21 protein-coding genes are annotated in these 22,498 nt (G+C 41.9%); 16 read left to right on the top strand and 5 right to left on the bottom strand.

Features of this window, described 5'->3' with window-relative positions; genetic code table 11:
* Positions 1–70 precede the first annotated feature (70 nt).
* From rimP to CH361_RS07450, 14 genes are all read left to right on the top strand, one after another.
* Positions 71–559: a ribosome maturation factor RimP gene (gene rimP / locus CH361_RS07515; protein ID WP_100790213.1), complete on the top strand. Its 489-nt coding sequence runs from the start codon at positions 71–73 to the stop codon at positions 557–559.
* Between the two features lie 4 nt (positions 560–563).
* Positions 564–1,964 carry a transcription termination factor NusA gene (nusA, locus tag CH361_RS07510; RefSeq protein WP_100790212.1) on the top strand — a complete coding sequence of 467 codons (1,401 nt, stop codon included), beginning with the start codon at positions 564–566 and terminating at the stop codon, positions 1,962–1,964.
* Positions 1,965–1,979: 15 nt separating this feature from the next.
* Positions 1,980–4,715, top strand: coding sequence for a translation initiation factor IF-2 (gene infB, locus CH361_RS07505; protein WP_100790211.1), 2,736 nt, complete (start codon positions 1,980–1,982; stop codon positions 4,713–4,715).
* Between the two features lie 10 nt (positions 4,716–4,725).
* On the top strand, positions 4,726–5,172 hold the full coding sequence (gene rbfA / locus CH361_RS07500) for a 30S ribosome-binding factor RbfA (RefSeq protein WP_100790210.1): 447 nt from the start codon (positions 4,726–4,728) through the stop codon (positions 5,170–5,172).
* 161 nt (positions 5,173–5,333) lie between these two features.
* Positions 5,334–6,263 (top strand): tRNA pseudouridine(55) synthase TruB, encoded by a 930-nt coding sequence (gene truB / locus CH361_RS07495; RefSeq protein ID WP_100790209.1) that lies wholly within the window; start codon positions 5,334–5,336, stop codon positions 6,261–6,263.
* A 26-nt stretch (positions 6,264–6,289) separates the two neighbouring features.
* The gene (gene rpsO, locus CH361_RS07490) at positions 6,290–6,556 is read left to right on the top strand and encodes a 30S ribosomal protein S15 (RefSeq protein ID WP_004788297.1); all 267 of its coding nucleotides are present in this window, start codon (positions 6,290–6,292) and stop codon (positions 6,554–6,556) included.
* Between the two features lie 5 nt (positions 6,557–6,561).
* The gene (gene pnp, locus CH361_RS07485) at positions 6,562–8,652 is read left to right on the top strand and encodes a polyribonucleotide nucleotidyltransferase (RefSeq protein WP_100790208.1); all 2,091 of its coding nucleotides are present in this window, start codon (positions 6,562–6,564) and stop codon (positions 8,650–8,652) included.
* A gap of 36 nt (positions 8,653–8,688) precedes the next feature.
* On the top strand, positions 8,689–9,969 hold the full coding sequence (locus CH361_RS07480) for a M16 family metallopeptidase (RefSeq protein ID WP_100790207.1): 1,281 nt from the start codon (positions 8,689–8,691) through the stop codon (positions 9,967–9,969).
* A gap of 4 nt (positions 9,970–9,973) precedes the next feature.
* Positions 9,974–10,417, top strand: coding sequence for a dUTP diphosphatase (dut, locus tag CH361_RS07475; RefSeq protein ID WP_100790206.1), 444 nt, complete (start codon positions 9,974–9,976; stop codon positions 10,415–10,417).
* A gap of 72 nt (positions 10,418–10,489) precedes the next feature.
* On the top strand, positions 10,490–11,287 hold the full coding sequence (gene flgG, locus CH361_RS07470; RefSeq protein WP_100790205.1) for a flagellar basal-body rod protein FlgG: 798 nt from the start codon (positions 10,490–10,492) through the stop codon (positions 11,285–11,287).
* The gene (flgA, locus tag CH361_RS07465; protein ID WP_100790204.1) at positions 11,287–12,228 is read left to right on the top strand and encodes a flagellar basal body P-ring formation chaperone FlgA; all 942 of its coding nucleotides are present in this window, start codon (positions 11,287–11,289) and stop codon (positions 12,226–12,228) included. The genes flgG and flgA overlap by 1 nt, the downstream gene beginning before the upstream one ends.
* A gap of 6 nt (positions 12,229–12,234) precedes the next feature.
* Complete coding sequence (locus tag CH361_RS07460; protein ID WP_100790203.1) at positions 12,235–13,011, top strand: flagellar basal body L-ring protein FlgH; 777 nt, start codon at positions 12,235–12,237, stop codon at positions 13,009–13,011.
* A gap of 6 nt (positions 13,012–13,017) precedes the next feature.
* The gene (locus CH361_RS07455; RefSeq protein WP_100790202.1) at positions 13,018–14,163 is read left to right on the top strand and encodes a flagellar basal body P-ring protein FlgI; all 1,146 of its coding nucleotides are present in this window, start codon (positions 13,018–13,020) and stop codon (positions 14,161–14,163) included.
* A 35-nt stretch (positions 14,164–14,198) separates the two neighbouring features.
* Positions 14,199–14,681, top strand: coding sequence for a rod-binding protein (locus CH361_RS07450; RefSeq protein ID WP_100790201.1), 483 nt, complete (start codon positions 14,199–14,201; stop codon positions 14,679–14,681).
* Here the strand turns inward: CH361_RS07450 and CH361_RS07445 are convergent.
* The 5 genes from CH361_RS07445 to CH361_RS07425 are packed head-to-tail and all read right to left on the bottom strand — an operon-like array spanning position 14,678 to position 20,096.
* Positions 14,678–17,029, bottom strand: coding sequence for a YhjD/YihY/BrkB family envelope integrity protein (locus CH361_RS07445; RefSeq protein ID WP_100790200.1), 2,352 nt, complete (start codon positions 17,027–17,029; stop codon positions 14,678–14,680). The genes CH361_RS07450 and CH361_RS07445 overlap by 4 nt on opposite strands.
* Positions 17,030–17,920 (bottom strand): class I SAM-dependent methyltransferase, encoded by an 891-nt coding sequence (locus CH361_RS07440; protein ID WP_100790199.1) that lies wholly within the window; start codon positions 17,918–17,920, stop codon positions 17,030–17,032.
* Positions 17,920–18,528 carry a class I SAM-dependent methyltransferase gene (locus CH361_RS07435; protein WP_100790198.1) on the bottom strand — a complete coding sequence of 203 codons (609 nt, stop codon included), beginning with the start codon at positions 18,526–18,528 and terminating at the stop codon, positions 17,920–17,922. Before CH361_RS07435 ends, CH361_RS07440 begins: the two co-directional genes overlap by 1 nt.
* Positions 18,525–19,727 carry an ATP-grasp domain-containing protein gene (locus CH361_RS07430; RefSeq protein ID WP_100790197.1) on the bottom strand — a complete coding sequence of 401 codons (1,203 nt, stop codon included), beginning with the start codon at positions 19,725–19,727 and terminating at the stop codon, positions 18,525–18,527. The genes CH361_RS07435 and CH361_RS07430 overlap by 4 nt, the downstream gene beginning before the upstream one ends.
* Complete coding sequence (locus CH361_RS07425) at positions 19,728–20,096, bottom strand: RNA recognition motif domain-containing protein (protein ID WP_100790196.1); 369 nt, start codon at positions 20,094–20,096, stop codon at positions 19,728–19,730.
* 113 nt (positions 20,097–20,209) lie between these two features.
* On the opposite strand from CH361_RS07425, the gene CH361_RS07420 reads away from it, so the two are divergent.
* Positions 20,210–21,070: a flagellar hook-basal body protein gene (locus CH361_RS07420; protein WP_100790507.1), complete on the top strand. Its 861-nt coding sequence runs from the start codon at positions 20,210–20,212 to the stop codon at positions 21,068–21,070.
* A 408-nt stretch (positions 21,071–21,478) separates the two neighbouring features.
* Entirely contained in the window at positions 21,479–22,459 is a 981-nt protein-coding gene (locus CH361_RS07415) for an aldo/keto reductase (RefSeq protein WP_100790195.1), read from the top strand.
* Positions 22,460–22,498: the final 39 nt, after the last annotated feature.

The following is a 22,498-nucleotide window of genomic DNA, read 5'->3' as shown; positions in this document are numbered from 1 at the left end:
TAGACATGTTAAATTTTAGCATGAGCTGGGTCTCTTATACGGATTCCTTTGGGAATCTTTTGGAAATGGTTTGGTATATACCGAGGAAAACATCAGAGAACTTATTTTACGTGTTCTCGCTCCACCTCTAGCGCTTTTTTCGCTCCAAGTACAGAATCGGAAAAACCACGCCCTCATTGAGATTGAACTGGATCATCTTACAGACAAAACTGGCTCTGCTAGTTTAGAAGACTGTGAGACTGTGTCTAGGAGACTCAAAGAGGAGCTGGATCTTTGGGGAGAGGAATTTGATTTCACTCTCCAAGTCTCCTCCGCGGGAGCAGAACGTGTTTTGCGTCTGCCGGAGGATTTAAGTCGTTTCCAAGGACTTCTAGCCAAACTAGAAGTGCCGCTGGAAGCAGGGAAATGGGACAAACGATTGTATCGTTTGGGACCGGTTTCGGGGGATTCAGTTGAGCTTACGCTTTACGATCGTAAAACTCGACACAAAAAGAACCAAAAATCGGTATCTATGCCCATCGCAGAAATACGAAAGGGAAATTTGTATTTAGAAATTTAAGACTATGGCGACAAAACAAGCAACGAAAGAAACTGGGCTATTCGAAGCCATCCAACAATTCTGTCAGGACAAATCTCTTGATAGAGAACTCGTACTCGGTGTCATCCGAGACTCACTCCTTGCGGCCTATCGCAAAAAAGTCGGATTGGAAGCTGAGACAGATGACCGCTGCCAAGTGGACTTTGGATCCGACAACAAAAACGAAATCATCATCTCTGTCCTCCGCGATGTAGTGGAAGACAAAACGACAAACCCTCTCGAGATTTCTTTGGAAGAAGCAACGAAATTGGATCCTTCTGCAAAAGTGGGAACTCAAATCCGAGTGTTTGAAAAACCACAAGACCTCTCCCGAGTTCTTTCCAGCCAAGCCAAACAAATGGTTTTCCAACGCCTCCGCGATATGGAAAAGGATTTACTCTACCAAGAGTATAAATCCAAAGAGGGAGAACTCACTCACGGGTATTTCCAACGTTGGAAAAAAGACATCATGTCCATCGACCTGGGTAAGGTAGAAGGGATCATGTTGAAGAAAGACCAAAACCCTGGGGAAAAATACCGCCAAGGGGATCGTCTGAAAGCCATTATCTCTCGTGTAGAACTCAGACCCCGCGAACCAATGCCTGTCATCACACTCTCTCGTGCTTCGGGTGACTTTGTGAAAAAACTTTTCGAGATGGAAATCCCTGAAGTTTATGATGGGATTGTGGAAATTCGAGATGTCGCTCGTATCCCATCTTACAGAACTAAGGTGGTTGTCACTACTAGTAAATCCGACGTAGACCCCGTTGGTGCTTGTGTGGGTATGAAGGGAGTTCGAATCCAAGCCATCGTTCGCGAACTTGGAAACGAAAGGATCGATATCGTTTTACATTCTGATGAACCAAGTGTGTTCATTGCTAACGCAATCTCTCCAGCCAAACCAGTAGAAGTGCATGTGGATAGAAAGAGGGGAGATGCTCTTGTCATCGTTCCCGATGAATCTCTTTCCCTTGCCATCGGAATCAACGGATCCAACGTAAAACTTGTTTCCCAACTTTCCGGTTTTAAAATCGATATTAAAACTGTATCCCAATACAACCAGGAACTTGCTTCGCCGGAAGCTCGCGAAAAACTGGATCGACTCTTCAATGCCCAACAAGAGGCAATGGAAGAATCAGAAGACAATTATGATGCAGAAGGTGCTGACGAGGAAGAAGAGGATTCTGGATACACTCCACTTTCCGAAGTTCCCGGACTCACTCCTAGGATCGTTGGTCTTCTCGAAGCCGGCGGGATCAAAAACGTGGAAACCCTTCTTGAGTTCAGCCAAGAGGAACTCTCGAAAATTTCCGGAGTCGGGAAAACGACAGCAGAACAGATTTTACGTCTGCTTCGTGAATCCATCGAGTGGGTAGAAGAGGGTTAAGTTTTAAGGCATACTATGGAAGAGCAAAAATCGATTAAAGAAACCCTCCAGCAGGGAGCCAGCGGTGACAAAACGAAGAAAAAGCTTGTCATCAAAAAGAAAGCGGCACCTGCAGATGAGAAAAAAGAATCCAGTCCAAGTGCCCAAAGCGCAGAACCAGTGAAAGCTACTTCTGCTCCTTCGTCGGACAAAAAAAAGGATTTGAATGAACTCATTCGTGAGGAAGCCAAAAGACAGGGACTTGGTTCCGGTCCACAAGCTCCTTCCCAAGCATCACCGATTGTGTCCAGACCCGAAAGGAAACCGGAACCACAACCAGAAAGAGAGAGACCTCCTATGGATCGCAAGCCCGAATCCATCCTCTCTGGTGATACTTCTTCTCCTAACTACCGTTCTGGTGGTGGCCAAGGCCAAGGAGGAGGAAACCAAGGTTATTTTAGAAAAGAAGATCGTAATCCGATTGTATCTAGGCCCACAAGCCCACGCCCACAAAGGCAAGATGGCCAAGGTGGCGGTGGATACCAAGGGAATCGTGGGCCCGGCCAAGGTGGCGGTGGATACCAAGGGAATCGTGGGCCTGGTCAAGGTGGCGGTGGATACCAAGGAAATCGTGGACCCGGCCAAGGCGGTGGTGGTTACCAAGGAAATCGCGGACCCGGCCAAGGTGGTGGCGGATACCAAGGAAATCGTGGACCCGGCCAAGGTGGTGGCGGATACCAAGGAAATCGTGGACCAGGCCAAGGTGGCGGTGGATACCAAGGGAATCGTGGTGCTCGTCCCATCGGTCAAGGTGGACCAGGTGGTGCAGGAAGACCTCCTGGAGATGCTCCGTTTGGTGCACCCGGTGGACTCCCTGGAGCAGGCGGTGCCAGTGGCGCTAAAAAGAAAGTCTTTGATAAAGAAAAAGGCGGAAGAGAAGAAAACGAAAACACAAAGTTTTTCAAACAATCTTTCCGTAAACAAAAGGCACAGGCGGCAGCACTTGCGGCTGTTCCTAAAGAAATCTCCATTTTGGAAAACATCCAAGTGGGAGAGATCGCTAAAAAACTGAATTTAAAACCTGGTGAAGTCATCAGCAAACTCATGAAAATGGGGATGATGGTCACCATCAATAATGTGATCGATGCAGAAACAGCATCGATCTTAGCAGATGATTACGGCTGTAAGGTGAAGATTGTTTCCCTTTACGATGAAACTGTCATTGAAGAAGAAAAGGATGCACCAGAGGATTACATCACTCGTCCTCCAGTCGTTACGATTATGGGTCACGTGGATCATGGTAAAACCAAACTTTTGGATACCATTCGTTCTTCACGAGTGGCAGAAGGTGAGTCTGGTGGAATCACTCAACATATTGGTGCTTACCAAGTAGAAACGGAACGTGGAAAGATTGCCTTCCTCGATACACCGGGTCACGAGGCCTTTACTTCCATGAGAGCACGTGGTGCTTCCGTTACAGACATTGTTGTGCTTGTTGTTGCTGCTGACGATGGGGTGATGCCTCAAACGATTGAAGCGATCAACCACGCCAAAGAAGCAGAAGTACCAATCATTGTTGCGGTAAACAAAATTGATTTACCGGCCGCTAACCCGGAGAAGGTGAGACAAGAACTTTCTAACTACGGATTACAACCAGAAGAATGGGGTGGAACAACCATCTTCTGTGAGATCTCTGCAAAAAATAATATTGGAATTGATAAACTTCTCGAGATGCTTCTCATCCAAGCAGAACTTCTCGATCACAAAGCCAATCCAAAACGAAAAGCCAAAGGAACGATTGTGGAAGCAAAACTCGATCCAGGTCGTGGAGCTGTGGCAACGGTTCTCATCCAAAACGGAACACTTCGTGTTGGTGATGCTTTTGTTGCGGGAGTTCACGCGGGTCGTGTGCGAGCGATGTATGATGACCTTGGTCATTCCATCCGAGAAGCTGGCCCATCCTTTCCTGCGCTTGTGACTGGACTTGATGGGGTACCTGATGCAGGGGCTCCATTTGATGTGGTGATCGATGATAAAGAAGCACGTTCTATTTCTCATAGCCGTCAAGAGTATGAGAGACTGGGTCAGTCGAAAAATGCTGCCACTCGTGTGACTCTCGACAATATGAGTGAGATCATCAAACAAGGTGCTCTCAAAGAACTCAAAGTCATCATCAAAGCGGACGTTCGCGGATCTACAGAAGCGGTAAAAGAAGCATTGGAAAAACTTTCCACTGCTGATGTTCGCCTCAATGTAATCCATGCGGGAACGGGTGCGATTGTTGACTCTGATATCATTTTGGCATCAGCATCCAATGCAATTGTGATTGGTTTCCACACTCGTGCGAATCCGAAAACAGTTTCTCTTGCGGAGAAAGAAAAAGTAGAAATTAAATACTATAGTATCATCTACGATGTGGTCAACGAGGTGAAAGCTTCCATGGAAGGAATGCTCGAACCGGAAAAAGTAGAAAACGTAATCGGTAAGGTAGAAATCCGAGACGTATTCAAAATTTCTAAAGTGGGTAACATTGCAGGTTGTATGGTGAAATCCGGTAAGGTCACTAAACAAGCTCACGTTCGGGTCATCTCGAGCGAGTCTGGTGAAATCACTTGGGAAGGTAAGATCAAAAACCTCAAACGTATGAAAGACGATGTGGCAGATGTTCTCACTGGATTTGAGTGCGGTATCTTACTCGATGGTTTCAACGACTTCTCTGTGGGTGATGAAATCGAAGCATACGAGATTCGAGAGATTGCTCGTAAACTCTAAGGCGGCCTAAATGAATCCCATTCGAATGAAAAAACTCGAATCGGAGATCATTCGCCTTATCTCCTCGGCAATTTTGGAAGGCAAGGTAAAAGACCCTCGGGTCTTTTTACCGAGTTTCCATCGGATTGAGATCAGCGAAGATCTCAAGTATGCGAAAGTATATTTCACTGCTCTTTGTAATAACAACGAACGAAAAAAACTCACACAAGGCCTTGTTTCTTGTGCGGGATTTCTTTCTTCTCTTGTGGGTAAAAACCTCCACCTGCACACAAATCCCAAATTCAGTTTTGTCTGGGATAATAACTATATCAAAAGTTTGGATGTGATTCGTCTGATTGATGAATCGGCCCCTAAAACTTTATTTGAAGAACTACATCCCAGTGAATCCGATGAGGAATCAGAATCCGATAGCGATACAGATGAAGATTCAAATTCGGAATCCGATTCGCATAAATAGCCTGATTAAAAGGAATCATCATACCATAAGTTCACCTTCCGCAAAGTTCGTTTTGTGGGTAGACAGGGCCGTCAAAGGTAACAAAAGATTCGATCTTATAGATATGGGTGATCCAACTATGAACCTCGCTTGCACTGAATATTTCTTAGGTAACTGGTCCTATGTCTAAACCCTATCACTCTGGATTTTTATTTGTCTACAAACCTCCAGGGATCACGAGTTCCGATTTAGTTCTCAAAACCAAACGGATCTTAGGTCAAAAATCTGTGGGTCATACAGGAACTCTCGACCGATTTGCCGAAGGATTACTCATTCTCCCTTGCGGTGACTATACTGCTTTCTCTCAAGTGTTTCTTGGAAAAGATAAATCTTACTTCGCAGAAGTAGTGGTAGGACTAAAGACCGATTCTGGGGATCCGGACGGAGTGGTCGAAGTTGATACCCGAGAAACCATCTCTTCTCGTTGGGAATCCGAGTTTCCGATGGAACGATTGGAAGAGGAACTGGGAAACCTCACTCGTCTCACTTCCCAAAAAGCCCCCAAAATTTCTGCTTTAAAAGTCGGCGGAAAACGCCAGTCGGATTTAGTCCGGGAAGGCTCGCCCGTGGAAGAAAAGGAAAGACCCATATCCATTTACAAAGTAGAGGACATCCAAAAGACAAACCAAGGTTTTTCGTTCCGGATCCATGTCAGTTCGGGAACGTACATCCGAAAAATTGTTTTGGATCTATCTGAGAAATGGGGGATCCCTCTTTCTCTCGGACGACTAGTTCGCGAGTCCATTGGGGAATACGATTTGAAAGGGGTAAAACCCTTGGGCGAAATTTCCCACTTTGATTTACGAAATTGGAAAGAGGTATTTCCTCTTCCCATTCGGACTGTAGACGAAGCTGAAAAAAAGGCGGTCATCCACGGCGGGTACATCTGGGACAAACTCCCTAAGGCAGAAGAAAACGGGTTTTATATCCTAGACTCCGACGAAACGACAATCCTTGCTTGGTGTTCTTACGAAGGAAAACCGGAGCATATTCCTTACCGGTACAGAAAAGTATTTTTTGACCCCGGATCAAAAATTATGTTTTCTAAATGAGTCCTTCTTAAAATCTGGACACCAGTATGATCACAAAAGAACAAAAACAGCAGATCATTGCTACATTCGGTAGCAAACCAAACGACACAGGTTCTGCAGAAGTACAAATCGCTCTTCTCGACTCTCGAATCAAAGACCTTACTGAGCATTTCAAAGCGAATAAGAAGGACTTTCACTCTCGCCGCGGTCTAATCGCATTGGTGAACCAGAGAAAGAGTTTGTTGGAATACCTTAAAAGATCCAACGTAGAAAGTTATAAAAAGCTGATTGAAAAACTCGGCCTTAGGAAGTAATTCCTATGGCTACAGAGTTTACTGGTTCTTGGGGTAGAGACTCTATCACCATTGAGACCGGCAAGTGGGCGAAACAAGCGCACGGGTCGGTTGTATACAAAACCGGAAATTTGGTTCTCCTTGCCACTGTTTGTGCTGCAGACGAACCAAAAGATGGACAAGATTTTTTCCCACTCACTTGCGAATATTCTGAAAAAGCCTACTCAGTAGGACGTTTTCCTGGTGGATACTTCAAACGCGAAGCAAAACCCGCAGAACACGAAGTATTACTTTCTCGAATTATCGACAGACCCATTCGCCCTATGTTCCCAGAAGGATACTTCTCGGAAGTCCAACTTCTTGTACAAGTATTATCTGCAGACAAACAAGTATCTGTCCAAGGCCATGCGATTAACGCAGCTTCGGCGGCTCTTTCTGTTTCTCCTATTCCATTTGCAGGCCCAATTGCCGGTGCTCGTATTGGTCGTATTAATGGAGAATTTGTTCTCAACCCAACCAATGAAGAAATTACAAAATCTGATTTGGATTTGGTAGTTGCGGGAACCAAAGACGCCATTGTGATGATCGAAGGGGAAGCAAACGAAATTTCCAAAGAAGATATGATGGCTGCACTTCGTTTTGCCCAAGAACAACTGAAAGTTGCTGTGGCAATGCAAGAAGAATTAGCAAAGAAAAATGGAACGGTAAAAAAGGAAGTTGTTTTAAAAGCTCCAGACAAAGACCTCCATCAAAAAATTCGTGACTTTGCTTATGACCGTTTGGCTGCTGCAAACAAAAATGCAGACAAAGCAAAACGTAATGACGATATCAAAGCCATTAATAAAGAAACTGTAGAACATTTTAAAACTCTACTTGCTCCAGAAGACAAATCAAAAGACATCAAACATTTCCTACATGAATTAGAATACGAAGTGGTCCGCGAACTCGTGCTTGGCGAAGGAATTCGTTTTGACGGTCGTAAAACCAATGAAATTCGTCAAATTTCTTGTGAGATTGATGTCCTTCCTGGACCGCATGGTTCGGCTGTGTTTACGAGAGGACAAACTCAATCTTTGGGTGTGATGACTCTTGGAACTACTTCCGACAACCAAAGATACGAAACTTTGGAAGGTTCGAAAGAAAAGAACTTTATGTTGCACTATAATTTCCCTGCATTCTCTGTCGGGGAAGTAAGACGTAACTCTGGTCCAGGTCGTCGTGAAATTGGTCACGGAAATCTAGCAGAACGCGCGATTAAAAAAGTCCTCCCAACACAAGCTGACTTTCCTTATGTGATTCGAATTGTTTCTGAAATTTTAGAATCCAATGGATCTTCGTCTATGGCTTCCGTTTGTTCGGGAACCTTAGCCCTTATGGCTGGTGGAGTTCCGATTTCAAACCCAGTGTCTGGAATTGCAATGGGACTTTTCAGTGATGAAAAAGGCCGGTTTGCCGTTCTTTCTGACATTGCTGGAATTGAAGACCACTTTGGTGATATGGACTTCAAACTAGCAGGAACCAAAAAAGGAATCACAGCTTTCCAAATGGACCTCAAAGTCAATGGACTTGGTTTGGAAGTTTTACAAAAAGCCATCGAACAAGCCGAAGTAGGTCGTGACCATATCCTCGGAGAAATGAACAAATCCATTTCCTCTGTGAAAGGTAATTTGAGTCTTAATGCCCCACGCATCACTCTCAAACAAATTCCTAAAGATCGAATTGGTGAACTCATTGGTCCTGGTGGTAAAATGATCCGAGCGATCATCGAACAATCAGGATCGGAAATTTCTGTGGATGATACAGGAAAGGTAACCATTGCCTCTCCAAGTGAAACGTCAAAAGAAAAAGCCATTGCCATGATTGATGGAATCTTTGAAGAGATCGAAGTAGGAAAAATCTACGAAGGTGTCATCAAACGAATTGCTGACTTTGGTGCTTTTGTGGAAATTTTGCCAGGTAAAGAAGGACTCTGCCATATCTCTAAACTAGATGTGAAACGAGTGCAATCTGTTCGTGATATTGTTTCCGAAGGGGACAAAATCCAGGTGAAGGTAATTTCCGTTGATAAAATGGGAAAAATTGACCTTTCCCGTAAGGATGTTCTTTTAGACAACTAAACAGTCCCCAAACGACTGTTTGGGGGGAGTGACCAAATGGCATCCGTCATTGAATGCAAACGAACCGTACTGCCAAATGGCCTTACGGTTCTCTTCCAATCTATGAAACACGCATCTTCTATGGGGGTGGGTGTTTTTTTGAAACAGGGCAGTCTTGCCGAAACCAATTCTGAACATGGATACTTCCATTTTTTAGAGCATATGCTCTTTAAAGACACTGTGAATCGAACGAGTAAAGAAATTGCTGAATCGATTGAACGTGTGGGTGGTATCTTAAATGGTTCTACTGGACGTGAATACACACAGTATTATGTAGTTGCGATCAAAGACCAAGCCGAACTTGCCTTCGATATCCTTTCCGATATGTTATTTCGACCACTGTTTCGTAAGGAAGACATCCATGTCGAAAAAGGTGTCATCATGGAAGAAATGCGTTCCTATGAAGATGCTCCTGATGATTTTGTTTATGATTATTACTTTCGTAATATTTTTGGAAAGTCACCTTACGGCCGTGATATCATTGGAACAAAAAGATCAGTCACCGGAGTGAGTGAAAAATCCATTCGCACTTTTTTTGAAAAACATTATTTTCCAAAAAATATGGTGATTTCCGTTTCTGGAAATTTCACTTGGGAAAAGATTTTAGATCTTACAAATAAATACTTCTCTTTTGAAAATCCTGCGGGCAAAAATCCTACAGAGCTTATCATTCCATCACCTAAAAAAAGTTATTCGAAACATTTGGAACGTCGTAAAATCGAACAGTTTCATATTATGCTTGGGGTGAATGGAAACCAGAGGGATTACCGAACTGTCACTGTGACTCAACTCATTTCTACCATCCTTGGTGGGGGTATGGCATCTCGGCTTTTCCAAAACATCCGTGAAAAAGAAGGCCTTTGTTATAGCATTTATAGTTTTCCTTCTTATTACAAAACCACAGGGCTTTTTTCGATTTCATCCGCCACTTCCAAAGAAAAAGCGGCTCGTTGTGTGGAGCTCATTCTAAAAGAACTAGAATCCATTTCTAAAAATGGATTCTCCAAATCAGAGTTAGCGGATGCAAAATCCAACCAAATGGGTTCGATTGCGATTGGTTATGAACTCCCAGAAAACCGAATGAATAATATTGGTCTTCAGGAAATCTATTACGGAAAGTATTTCTCTTTGGAAGACAGGATGAAGTCAATCAAGTCGGTCACCTTAGAGGAAATCAATGAAACCGCCAAACAACTCTTTGATCTAAAAAAAGTGCATTTGTCCTGTGTGGGTGATATGTCGGAAAGCCAATTCTCGAAAATTCCCGTTCAGTTATAATTTTATGAAACCTCCAATTGTATCTCTCCAAATTTTAAAACCAGGGGCAGTGATCCCTGAATACAAAACATCCGGTTCTGCCGGAATGGACCTTGCGGCCTGCCTTGACAAAGATCTAGTTTTGCCGAAAGGCGAAGTGGTTTTTGTTCCGACTGGCCTTGCGATGAGTATCCCCGATGGGTATGAAGGGCAAATCCGACCAAGAAGTGGATTTTCTACCAAGAATCGCATCCTTATGCCCAATAGTCCTGGAACCATCGATTCTGATTACCGGGGGGAGATCCTCATCCCTCTTTTGAATTTGAGCGGGGCAGACTTTGTTTTGGAACCGGGAACTCGGGTGGCTCAGATTGTGTTCCAAGCGGTGGGCCAGCTTTCCCTCCAGGTGGTGACAGAACTGTCGGTCACGGAAAGGGGAACGGGTGGGTTCGGAAGCACAGGAAAATAAGACATAAACAGAAAAAAAGACACTTAGCTTTTTTCGAACTCTACCGATAGAAAGCTGTAGAGGTGCCTTTTTATGATGCGATCCCTTTGGACCGGTGCGACCGGGATGATTGCCCAACAATTCCACATTGATACCGTTGCCAATAACCTTGCCAACGTAAACACAACTGGTTTTAAAAAGAACCGTGTGGATTTTGAAGATTTAGTTTACCAACACCAAGTACTTGCGGGAACACCAGCCACCTCTGTTTCCGAAATTCCTACTGGTGTGAATGTGGGTCATGGAGTAAAGGTCGCCGCCACACAGAAGTTATTTGAAATCGGATCTTTCCAAGCCACAGGAAATAAACTGGATCTTGCCCTTACCGGTGAGATGGCATTTTTTAAAATCCAAATGCCCGATGGAACCTTCTCGTATTCACGAGACGGATCTTTTAAAATCGACTCGAACCAACAAGTCGTTACCTCTAACGGATATTTGTTGGAACCGCCGATCATCCTTCCTGAAAATGCCATCCTCAATACGTTAATGGTTTCCGAAGAAGGGGAAGTCACAGTAAAAATCGGAAATGACATTCGTCCGACGACCATTGGACAGTTGGAACTATACCGATTTGTAAACCCAGCCGGCCTCCAAGCCGTAGGGAAAAACTTATTTAGAGAAACTGTGGCTTCTGGTCCTGAAATTCCTGGAATGCCTTCCCAAGAAGGATATGGAAGTGTCCTCCAAGGTTTTCTTGAAATGAGTAACGTAAAAATCGTAGAAGAGATGGTGAATATGATTGTGGCTCAAAGGGCCTACGAATCCAATTCAAAAACCATCCAAACCTCGGATAACATGCTTTCTACGGCCATTGGACTCAAACGTTAATGAAACTTAGGTTTCTAATCCTTTTTAGTTTGGTTTTTTCTTTGTCTCTTATGGCAAAGGAAAAGGAGAATCGTCTCTATCTAAAACCCAAAACCATTGTGGGTGGTAGTGAGATCCGTTTGTCCGATTTTACGAACTGGAAAGGAAACTGGAACCCTGTTTTGTTTCAAAATCTGAATTCACCTCTTCTATTAGAACCGGAAACATTAAAAGAATCACTGAATTCTCGTTATCGAAAAGAAACGGGAGAAGAAGTTGCCTTCGAAGTGATGGGAAAAGAGGGGATTCTACTCCCCAAAACTGACATTGTTTCTAAAAAAGAATTGGAACGATCTCTTTGGAAAGATTTGAAAGAATCTGTTGGATCCACTCTCGGAGATGAGGGGGAATCCTTTCGATTGAGTTCAGAAAAAGAATCCATTCAAAGCATTACGGGCACAAAACTTGTGTGGAGAAATACGGGTCGCACCCTCCATGCAGGAAAACGTCTTTTTCCATTGGATTATTATTTTGAAGGGAGGATGGTGCATTCGGAATCCGTTCCTTTTCTCATTGAAGAAAAGAAAAAAGCCTATTTTACCACAAAAGAAATTCCATCCAAATCCGTGTTAACTGAGGATGATATAGAAATTCGATCTTTTTTTACTGCTGACCATAACAGAGAATATATAGAAGAAAACCCTGTTGGTAAAACGGCTCTCGGTGTTTTGGGTGCAGACATGGCCATTGAAAAAAAACAAGTAAGGACTCTTCATACCATTGAAAGAGGACAAGAAGTGCAACTTGTGTATACTGCTGGTAACCTTTTATTAAAGATCAAAACAAGGGCTCTCGCTTCAGGAAATAGAGGGGATGAAATCCCTGTTCTCAACTTAGCATCGCAAAAAATCATCAGAGCTCGTGTACAAAATGAAGGGATTTGCCTTCTGGAAGAGATTTAAATATTTATGAAACCAAAGATTCATATAGATTCAAAATTAAATTCTCATTCAAATTTAAGTAATGAAGTAGAGGGAAAAAGAAAATCCAACATGAACGTGTCATTTGGCAAAAAATTTCTCATCACCTTTTTTGAGTTAGTGGTCATTGGTATTTTTGCTCTGACGGGTCTCACCTTTCTTTCTGCAGATTCCTTATGGAAAGACAAAGATCCGTATTCTTATCCTAAAACCATCCAACCGGGAACCGTGGTAAAGGTGGTTTTAAAAAACGGGCTTCGCGTGGAATATGAATCGGAATACAAAGCTACCTTTGATAATGATATCAAGACTGTTCCGGATAAAAAGTTAGTTCCTGACCTACCGGCTTATAACTCCAATTCCACATATATGAGATCCAAAGTGGGAAAGTCAAAATCTCAAGGGAAAGTTGTCGGGGTGATGGCGGTTCTTGTGACAGGGATTGATCCTGGAACGGGAAATTTGGAACTAGAAGGCAGTAAGGTTTTTAACTTATCTGAAGAAAGAATTAACCTTCGTTTATCGGGAACGATTTCTCCGGAAGATCTTGATAAAAACCGTTTTATTTCCAGTGATTTAATTGTCAACTTGCGTGTGGAATACCAAGGAACTTTGAATCCGAAAGAACTGACAAATCCGAATGTCCAAATGAAACGAATCACAAATCCCGACGGAAGCGTAACCGAAAAAGCAGAACTGTCAGAATCAGAAAAACAAGAAATCATTTTAAAGAATATCAAACGACTCTTAGGTGAAAGTGAGTAATTAAAAATGGGTTTTATGAATAGAAATTTATCCTACCTAGAGTTTAAAATGGAAGTTTCCCTTTATTTTAGAAAACCTCTTGTGGCACTAGTTGTTTTTTTCTTTGCCACACTCCCTAGTTTTGCTGTGGAAACAAGGCTCAAGGATTTAGTCAGGATTGATGCTGTACGTGAAAACCAACTCACTGGGTTTGGACTTGTGGTGGGACTAAACGGAACAGGAGACACAAAAAATCCGCTCACGGAAGAAGCCTTACAAAATTATTTATCTGGTCTTGGTGTGAATACCAAAAAGAACTTGAGAGATGCTAAAAATACAGCTTCTGTTCTCATCACAGCCAATGTTCCAGTGAATTTAAGGGAAGGAGATAAGATAGACATTCTTGTTTCCTCATTGGGAGATGCTCGTTCTTTAGAGGGTGGTGTTTTATTACAGTCTCCATTGAAGGCTGGAAACGGAGAAATCATTGCTGTGGCTTCCGGCGTACTCGTGTTTGGTGGAAAAGAGAAAAAACGAGGTGGAGCTGATAAAAAATCGGGCTCGAACACGGCTCTTGTCCCCATGGGTGCGATTTTAGAAAAATCGGTTCCCAATGCCCCAGTCACAAAATCGGTGAAACTCACCTTATTAGAAAAAGATTATACTACTATGGGTGCCATTGTGGACGCCATCACTTCGGAACTGGCGGTGGTTCCGGAAGTGGTTTCTCCAACGGAAGTGCTTGTCCCTTTGCCATTAAAACCGAATGGTCAGAATGCTGCTGGAGAACTTGTCACAGGGGAACCTAAATTAGATTTAAATTTTCTTTCTCGATTAGAAAACTTAAGCGTCAATTCCTCTCCCGTGGCTCGTGTGGTGATCAACGAAAGAACAGGAACCATCGTGATGGGAGCCAATATTGCCATCGACGAGGTTGCCATTTCCCAACAAGGTCTCAGCATCCAAATTGCGAGTAGGGACAAGGCTCGGTATTTTTTTCCCATCCAAGATGAGGGAAAGGGTGAATCTGTTTTCGTTTTGAAAGAAACCACACAAGTCTCCGATGTGGTCGGAGCTCTGAACAAAGTGGGAGCATCCACTCGGGATATTATCTCTATTTTGGAAGCTTTGAAAAAACAAGGAGCCCTAAAAGCAGAACTTGTGATTCAGTAATTGGAAAATCTGCCGATAGAGTAACTAGACATAATATGGACATTCATAAAATCCAAGACTATTCCGGTAGGCTCAGCCGCTCTCAAGACGAATCCATTCTAAACCGGATGAAGTCCTATTCCGATGAGGTTGGAAAACCAAAAAAGCAGGGTGTGTCCGATTTCCAAAACTTACTCGAAACTCATGAAGAGATTATGGGTAAAGTGAGTTCTTCTGCACTAAGAGTCCCACAAAACATCAGAGAAGAAATCAAAGAAGATCTTTATAGAAAAAAACTCTATGATGCCTCTGTCGAATTTGAATCTGTTTTTGTGAAGATGATGTTAAAAGAAATGAAAAACACCATCCATAAAGAAAAACTCATCGATGGCGGGTATGCAGAAGAAATATTTGAAGATATGCTTTATGATGAATATGCTAAAAACATTTCTCATAATGAATCCATGGGACTTGCGGAAGAGATCTACAAACAAATGTCTGCATCCCTTCCTCCTGTGAAAAAAAATCCTTATCTTTAAACTAAATCTTTAAAAGAGATTTTCTTTAATTCTTCTTTTAACTTACTTTCCAATTGCCCAAGGCTTTCATTTAGCTTAGGAGAAATTCCTGCAATTTCTTTCGGGGCTCCAAGTTTAAAACTCGAAGTGTTTTCATACAAACTTACCAAATCAATTTGTTCTTTGAGTTTGACTGGGGCTACTTTTTTGTCCTCGGTGATTTCTACTAATTTAGCTTCGTTTAATTTTTCTAAAATTGTGGTTAAATCTTTTTCCGGAATGAGAAGAGTTTTTCGCAAAACCGAAAGTTTAACAAGTTCCCCATTTTTAGCCTGGTGGTCATAAGTCAGAGCCAAAACCTGGATCGTTTTGTAGAATTCATAAGATAAATTACTATCAATATCTTCAAAGGGATGTTTGGGAAGGATGTATCTGTCAGGGAATTGTAAAGTAGCCGTGACCTCAGCTCCATATAAAATAATGAGAGAGATCGAGTAGATTGCAAGTAAGGCAATCGGAATGGCAGCTAAAGCCTTATACACTAACATTGTTTTTTCAGTAAAGGATGTAATATAAATATTGATAAATCCCCAAAAGAAAATAATGAGAATGATACCAGTGACAGCTGCACCGATGGAAGATGCTTTGATCGGAACTTTTGTGTTAGGAATGATGTTAAAGATTAATAAAAAGAAGAGCCAGAGTGCAACCAAAGGAAGGAGGATTTGAAAAATGGAATAAAGAGAAAAAAATCTTTTCCCTCCTTGGTATTTTTTCCAAATGGTTTGACCTTTGGCATCATCTTCGACACGGATGATTTTATTGAATTCACCCACACCCACAATACCGAGCATACTTTCATTTAGGGATTCAGCCTCGTTTTCTGTTTCCACTTCGATTGTTTCTTGTAACTGTAAAGTGGTTCCGTCAGTTAGGGTTTCTGTTTCCGCAGTTTTTTTGGAAATCAGAATCATATCGAGAATCATTCCCGCCTTCCCTTTGTAAGCTGTTGACCAGTTTTCTCCTTCGTCTTCTGATAGAAGGATATCTCCAAGTGAAGTCAGGATAAACACATCATAATCTTGTTTTTTCGGAGAGGCAAAAAGCCAAACGCGTTCATAGGAATACTTTCTATGACCTAAATCGGTCCAGGTATAACCACCATCGATGGTTTTGAAGATGGCTCCATTGTCTCCCACAAGAAAACCTACATTCCGATTGAGAAAGGCTATATCATTGAGTGGTTTTGTGGAAATCTCTTGAGGAAAGAAGGTAGTTCCACCATCGCTTGTTTTCCAAAGTCGTCCTTCTCTATCTAAAATAAATCCATCTTTGTCGGTAAAAAAACGAACACGAATTGGTGTGATGGCAGGATCCGTAAATCTTTTGATTTCCTTTAAGGTTTTTCCAATTTCATAACGAAGGGTTTTTGTGTCTTTGGTGAGAATGAATAAAGTATCGTAATCGATGGCACCAAAGTCAGTAACTATAATTCCTTTGAGTGAATGAAGTTTCCAAGTATTCCCTAAATCATTGGAATAAAGAAAACTTCCTTCTTCTGAAATGGTAAAAAGATCGTTTCCCACACTACGAATGCGAAAAAAATTTTCTTTTGAGATATCAGGTTTTTTGCAAGTCCCTGTTTCTACGGTCTCAAAATCGATACAAAGCATGTTTTCAAAATCGATGCTGGAACTTGGAATGAAAGAAACAGATTTACCAAGTTCTTTGATAGTTCCAATGTTTCCTTTTTCTCCGGCCACCCATAACTCTCCATGTTTCGTGGAAACGATCGATTTTAAGTGAGGAGGGCGAACTAAATCAGAAATTTTATCCGTAATGTTTTTCCCAACGAGAAAAAGAAGGGGACCAAAGGAAATTAAAAAGAAATAGAAAACAAATTTATTAATAAAATTTCTATGTAAGTCAATTTTCCAAATGATATGGAAAGCTTTCTCCAAAGAACGTAAAACTGCTGTCGCAGAAAAAATAAAAACAACAAAACCTACTGCTCCAATTTGGGACGCTGTGGATATAATGTCAGTTAAAGTATCTAAATATGGATTGATGTCGAATTGGATATTATGACTGAGAAGATAAGCATTGATTTCATCTACCATCTCTCCTTGTCTTGTTTGAATTCCAGAAGCTACTGTGATTAAGGCAAGAGCTACCGTGAGAGTCGGGATTAAGGTGACTATGGTTGTATAAGCAAGACTTGAGCCGATGATCAGGCAATCGTCTTTCATAAAACGATGGATCGATACAAGTAAAACGCGAATTCCTAAAATGAGTTTCCTTTTGAAACCGCTCTTTTCTGGGATGGATGTGAGTCGAACAAGTAAAGGTGGTTTGATTGTATCGTTCATTTAGGGTTCCTGTTTTTTAAAAGCGTATAAAACATAACTTGACGTGATGGGGAATCCATTTCGTTTCCATTTTGATTTCCAATGGTAATACGAGATGCGAAACCATTTGAGGTAATCTTTCCAATTTTGGAAAGAACCTCTTGATTTTTGTAGTTTCGCCAGTAATGGAAAATCCACTCCGAAGTACGATACGAAACGACTAAATCCAATGTTCGTCAATATATTTTTTAAGATTTTATCTGTGTAGTAGAAGACATGACCCGGCATGTAATAATGATAATTTGGTCCTTCTTCTTTCGCTTGCCATCCATCAAAATTTGCTGTCTGCAGAAGGAGAAGGCCTCCTGGTTTTAAGATGCGTGTGAGTTCCGCAAAAAAAAGTTTTGGATTTTCAATATGTTCAATCACTTCCACCATTGTGATCACGGTAAAGTGGTCGTTTGGAAATTTTGCATCCATCAAACTTCCATTAAATGTGGGAATACCTGATTCATTCGCATAACGGGAGGCATATTCGGAAATCTCAACCCCTTGAACCTGGAATCCTTCTTCTCTTGCGGATTCTAGGAAACCTCCAAAAGAGGAACCGATGTCTAAAAAATTCCCTTGTCTAACAAACTTCTTTATATTGCGGATTCTTGCTTTCCAAACATACGATGCGAATTTTTTATTTTGTCTTTCGTCAATATAAGTATATTCTGCCTTTCCTTCGTAGTAATCTTGGGAGTACAATTCCTTTTGGTCTGGTCTTGGAAAGAGAGCTTGGAGTTTGCAATGTTTACATTCGACTATGGATAACCCAGAATACTTTCCGGTGGTTTTATATAATGGTAACCAATCACAGGTTTGGTCAAGAGGGCATTCTTCTTGCAAAGAAAGGGATGAGTTCATTATTTTTCAGCGAGAAAAAACCAGTGGCAAATTCGTTCATCTAATTTTCCAAGAGGGGTTCTCTCGGAATACCCAATCGAGACTTCCCGAAAGATAGAAAGGAAATCTTTTAAGTCTTCAAGTGAATAGGTCTCCGCATAACCACCGCTTAAGTCTTTTAGTTGCATTTTTCCTTGCGAAAGACCTAGGTGTGTGTCTCCATCGGCTCGGATAGAACCTAAAAGAAAACCTCCTTCATTTAAAGATGTATATAAAGAAGAAAGGAGTTCTTTAGCAATTTCTCTTTTGTTATAATGAAACACTCCCCAACTCACAACAAGGCCAAATTCATTGGGTGCAAAGGGAAGATTTGTATCTGGTGTGTGTAGGAAGTGAATGGAGGAAGGTTCTTCTTTTAGGTGATCAATTGTAGTTTTGGCGGTATCACAAGCTGTGACCTCATAACCTTCGTTTTGTAAAAGGTAGGAGTGCCTTCCAGAACCGCAACCAAAGTCGAGCGCCTTGCGATTGTTTGGTTGTACCCGAGAAAGGAGGCGAATTAAATTTTCATCTGGAAAGGCCAGTTTTGATTTTGGCCTTTCATAGTGTTCGTCCCAGACATTTTTCATGAATTGATTCTTGTGAAAAGTGAATCTAACCAATCTTTCGTGTTGGTGGAAAGTTTGGTTGTGATTCCAAACACTTGGGTTCTTTTGTGATTTCCTTCTAATTTTTCTAAGGATGCCCCGGTGGGAACCAGCTGTTTTTGAAAAAATAATGTTTCTCCTGTGTTTGGTTCAAAAACGGCAGGTTCTCCCATTTTTTTCTGTCGGTCTGAAGGTAAAGTAAACACTAACGCAGATTTTGTGATCCCATCTTTTGGTTTTTTTAAAAATTCCGGTCTTGTTTTTTCTCCAATGGTAACAGAGAGTAGGTCGTTAAAATATTGATAACCGTAATGTTCTGGGATGAGGACATCTGCCAAAAATTCCCCACCCACTTCGGGCGCAGATTCAATAAGCAGGCATTCTTTATTTTTTGTAATTTTGAATTCCGCAACAAAAGGACCTGTTTTTAGTTTTGTAGCAGTGACTACCGCTTGGCAGATCATCTTTAATTCCCCGGCGAGGTCAATGTGTTTGGAAGGAGCCACATGAGCCACTTCGATAAAGTTTGGTTTCCCTGTGGTAATTTTGTCTGTGAGAGAAATCAAATAGAAACGTCTGGCTATCACAAAACCAAGAACTGTAACTTCGTCTCCAGGGATAAATGGTTCCAAGAGGAAACTTTCGCTCGTTTTCAGGCGGCTAAACTTTTTATAATCAGCTTCGGTTTCTAGAACCGTAATCCCTTTTTTTCCAGAACCTTCTTTTGGTTTGGCGATTACAGGAAATGTTAATTCTTGTTTTTTTTCTTTTGCCTTTGGTGAAGAGCCTACTTGCAGAGAAGAGGGAAGAGGAATTCCAAATTTCCCCACTGAGTTTTTGAACTTTTCTTTGTCCAAAAAAAGATTCACTGTATCTCGAGGGTTTCCTCGAAGTTTTAATTTTTCCGCCAAATAGGAAACGGTATAAACTGCTTTTCCATAAGAACGAGATCCCACTCCCATCAGTTTGAAGGGAAGGGGAACACGACTCATCGCATGTAAGATTTTTCGGTATTCGTGAGTGGATTCTAAGATACGAATGTCAGATTCCACAAGTCCAGGTGCTTCTGGATTTGTATCCACAGAAATGACTTTGAGTCCTCTGGCTTTGGCCGCTCGGATGAGGGGGATTTGGTTCTCTCCGGCACCGATGGAGAGGTAACTGCCGGTCAGTTGTTTCATCTAAGACCCGCGAGAACCGCCTCTCCTTTGCACACCTGTATTGCCACCACCAGAAGTTTGGTTTCTTCCAAAGGTAGGTTTAGCAACCGCAGGGCTTCCTTTTTTCTTGGCAGCATCATTTTGGGCTTTGGTTAGTTCTTCTTGGTTCACAAGAACTAACTTTTTTCCTTCTATTTCTTTTCCATTTAAGGCCGCAATGGCTTTGTTTGCATCTGCATCTGCCATTTCTGCCGTTCCATATCCCAAGGATACCTTGGTGATTTTGTCACGTTTGATTTGGAGGTGTTCCACTTTGCCATGAGCGGAAAGAAGTTTTTCTAGAGCTTCGTCAGTAAATGACTGGGGTAGGTTTCCGATGGATAACTTCATGTCCTTCTTTTCTAGTCATTTTCGTGAAAACTTCAACTCTTTTTTGACTATGTCGCATTTTCTCTTAGGGAATCTGGAGATCTGGTCGAAAGGATATGATAGGTAGGAAAGCTATGTTACGAGGACTCTATACAGGCGCGAATGGGATGATTTCCCAACAAGTGAGAATGGATGTGATTGCCAACAATTTGGCCAATGTGGATAAAACCGCATTCAAAAAAGATACTACCGTTTTCAAAACCTTTCCTGAAATGTTACTCCATCGTTATTCGGAAGATGGGATCGGTAAAACCCCAATGGGTTCCTTTGATACTTCCCCTGTTGTCGGGAAACTAGGGTTTGGTGCCGAAGTGAACGAAGTGTACACTCGCTTTGAACAAGGTGCTGTGAAAAAAACGGATAATATATTTGATCTTATGGTCCAAGACCAACCGGGAATGGAAAAACCTGCCTTCTTTTCTGTCCTAACGAACCGGGGGGAGCGCCTCACACGAAGTGGAAGTTTTGTTTTGGATAAAAATGGATTTGTTGTGACCCCACAAGGATTTCCTCTTCTCGGAGAGAAGGGCCCCATCCAAGTGAACCAAGGAAACTTTCTTGTAAAAGAAAACGGTGAAATTTATATCAATGCAAAACTCGGAACCGCCCCCAAAGATGGAACAAACTTCAGCGAAAATCGATTCGAAGATCCGGTTTTACTCGACAAATTAAAAATCAGAACCGTGGAAAATCCTCGCCACCTCGACAAAGAAGGAGACTCGTTTTATTCCGACACTCCTGAATCCGGTGAACCAACTGCATTTCCTGAACTTCTTGCTCCCCAAGTGTTACAAGGTTATTTGGAAGCCTCAAACGTATCTGTTGTGACGGAGATGGTAGATATGATTGAAGTCAACCGTGCTTACGAAGCCAATTCCAAAACCATGCAAACACAAGACAGTTTACTCGGTCGTTTATTCGAAATTATGCGATAGTATTTATATCTCGGTTTTGGGTGAAGCCCCGAAAGACTTTGGATTTTGTTCCGAATCTTTTCTGATTTCTTTAAACTTCTATTCTCATTTTTCGGGCCCGGGCTTTTCCGGGGTCCGCTTACGCTCCCGTCTGACATTCATCAGACGGGGCCCTCCATATCCCTTTCACGGAACCTATCTATGATCGGTAATTTCAATCGTTACTAAGTATGGTTATAATCATATAATTGATTTAATTCGCCCTCCTTTTGTTGGATTAGGCAAGAAAAAATAGGATCAGATATTGTGAATCTTACTTTTGTGGGTTATTCTGATTGTATAAATTTTCCAAATTGTTTTTCGGAGGATCCTTATGGTAAACTGGGGTCTTCTGGTTCCATTGGATGAAGTCGGTAGGATCAAAAAAAAATGAAAAAAAGAATTCTAGGGAAAAGCGGATTGGAAGTATCCGAGATCGGTTTTGGTTGTATGGGGATTAGTTTCGGCTATTCCCAAAAATTAGATCGTAATGAAGGAATTCGTATCATTCGAGATGCGGTCGAAGAAGGAGTGACTTTTTTTGATACAGCAGAAGTTTATGGTCCTTATATCAATGAAGAAATTGTAGGGGAAGCTCTTGCACCTTACAGAGAAAATGTGGTCATTGCCACAAAGTTCGGATTCAAACAAGATGCTTGGTCGGAAACAGATAGTCGTCCCGAACATATTCGTGAAGTATGCGATGCTTCCTTAAAAAGACTTGGTGTAGAAAGTATCGATCTTTTTTACCAACACCGCGTAGATAAGGATGTCCCCATTGAAGATGTGGCCGGAACAGTCCGCGATTTGATACAAGAGGGGAAGGTAAAACATTTTGGGCTTTCCGAAGCTGGAGTCAGTAATATTAGAAAGGCGCATTCAGTGTTACCAGTCACCGCCTTACAAAGTGAATATTCTCTTTGGTGGCGAGAACCAGAAGAAAAAATCCTTCCTGTATTAGAAGAATTGGGAATAGGTTTTGTTCCCTTCAGTCCCTTAGGAAAAGGATTTTTAACTGGTGCGATGAACCGAGACACAAGTTTTGAAACGGGAGATTTTCGAAGCATCGTTCCTCGTTTTCAAAAAGAAAATCTCGAAGCCAATTACCGTTTTGTAGAGTTGATCACCAATCTGGCCAAAGACAAGGGAGTAAGTCCAGCGCAGATTGCTCTTTCTTGGATCCTTGCTCAAAAACCATGGATTGTTCCCATCCCTGGAACCACCAAACTTGCAAGACTAAAGGAAAACAATGGGGCGGTTCATGTTTCTCTAACCGAAGAGGATTTAAAAAAAATAAAGGAGGCTGCTGATCAATTAGAAGTAAAGGGAGAAAGGTATCCTGAACATTTACAAAAAAGGATTGATCGATAGTTAGGTGGTATTGTCCCAGTATCCTTTCCTTCTGGATAG

This window comes from Leptospira brenneri, from assembly GCF_002812125.1.
GTDB classification, from domain to species: domain Bacteria; phylum Spirochaetota; class Leptospiria; order Leptospirales; family Leptospiraceae; genus Leptospira_A; species Leptospira_A brenneri.
This window is presented reverse-complemented; position numbering and strand designations above follow the sequence as displayed.

Bases quoted from the DNA above. Each gene is read 5' to 3' on its own strand.
- dut (WP_100790206.1), top strand. From the start codon at position 9,974: ATGAAACCTCCAATTGTATCTCTCCAAATTTTAAAACCAGGGGCAGTG.
- CH361_RS07425 (WP_100790196.1), bottom strand. From the start codon at position 20,096: ATGAAGTTATCCATCGGAAACCTACCCCAGTCATTTACTGACGAAGCT.
- CH361_RS07440 (WP_100790199.1), bottom strand. From the start codon at position 17,920: ATGAACTCATCCCTTTCTTTGCAAGAAGAATGCCCTCTTGACCAAACC.
- CH361_RS07450 (WP_100790201.1), top strand. From the start codon at position 14,199: ATGGACATTCATAAAATCCAAGACTATTCCGGTAGGCTCAGCCGCTCT.
- CH361_RS07415 (WP_100790195.1), top strand. From the start codon at position 21,479: ATGAAAAAAAGAATTCTAGGGAAAAGCGGATTGGAAGTATCCGAGATC.
- CH361_RS07430 (WP_100790197.1), bottom strand. From the start codon at position 19,727: ATGAAACAACTGACCGGCAGTTACCTCTCCATCGGTGCCGGAGAGAAC.
- CH361_RS07455 (WP_100790202.1), top strand. From the start codon at position 13,018: ATGGGTTTTATGAATAGAAATTTATCCTACCTAGAGTTTAAAATGGAA.
- nusA (WP_100790212.1), top strand. From the start codon at position 564: ATGGCGACAAAACAAGCAACGAAAGAAACTGGGCTATTCGAAGCCATC.
- CH361_RS07420 (WP_100790507.1), top strand. From the start codon at position 20,210: ATGTTACGAGGACTCTATACAGGCGCGAATGGGATGATTTCCCAACAA.
- flgA (WP_100790204.1), top strand. From the start codon at position 11,287: ATGAAACTTAGGTTTCTAATCCTTTTTAGTTTGGTTTTTTCTTTGTCT.
- pnp (WP_100790208.1), top strand. From the start codon at position 6,562: ATGGCTACAGAGTTTACTGGTTCTTGGGGTAGAGACTCTATCACCATT.
- CH361_RS07445 (WP_100790200.1), bottom strand. From the start codon at position 17,029: ATGAACGATACAATCAAACCACCTTTACTTGTTCGACTCACATCCATC.
- infB (WP_100790211.1), top strand. From the start codon at position 1,980: ATGGAAGAGCAAAAATCGATTAAAGAAACCCTCCAGCAGGGAGCCAGC.
- CH361_RS07480 (WP_100790207.1), top strand. From the start codon at position 8,689: ATGGCATCCGTCATTGAATGCAAACGAACCGTACTGCCAAATGGCCTT.
- CH361_RS07435 (WP_100790198.1), bottom strand. From the start codon at position 18,528: ATGAAAAATGTCTGGGACGAACACTATGAAAGGCCAAAATCAAAACTG.
- rbfA (WP_100790210.1), top strand. From the start codon at position 4,726: ATGAATCCCATTCGAATGAAAAAACTCGAATCGGAGATCATTCGCCTT.
- rpsO (WP_004788297.1), top strand. From the start codon at position 6,290: ATGATCACAAAAGAACAAAAACAGCAGATCATTGCTACATTCGGTAGC.
- truB (WP_100790209.1), top strand. From the start codon at position 5,334: ATGTCTAAACCCTATCACTCTGGATTTTTATTTGTCTACAAACCTCCA.
- flgG (WP_100790205.1), top strand. From the start codon at position 10,490: ATGATGCGATCCCTTTGGACCGGTGCGACCGGGATGATTGCCCAACAA.
- CH361_RS07460 (WP_100790203.1), top strand. From the start codon at position 12,235: ATGAAACCAAAGATTCATATAGATTCAAAATTAAATTCTCATTCAAAT.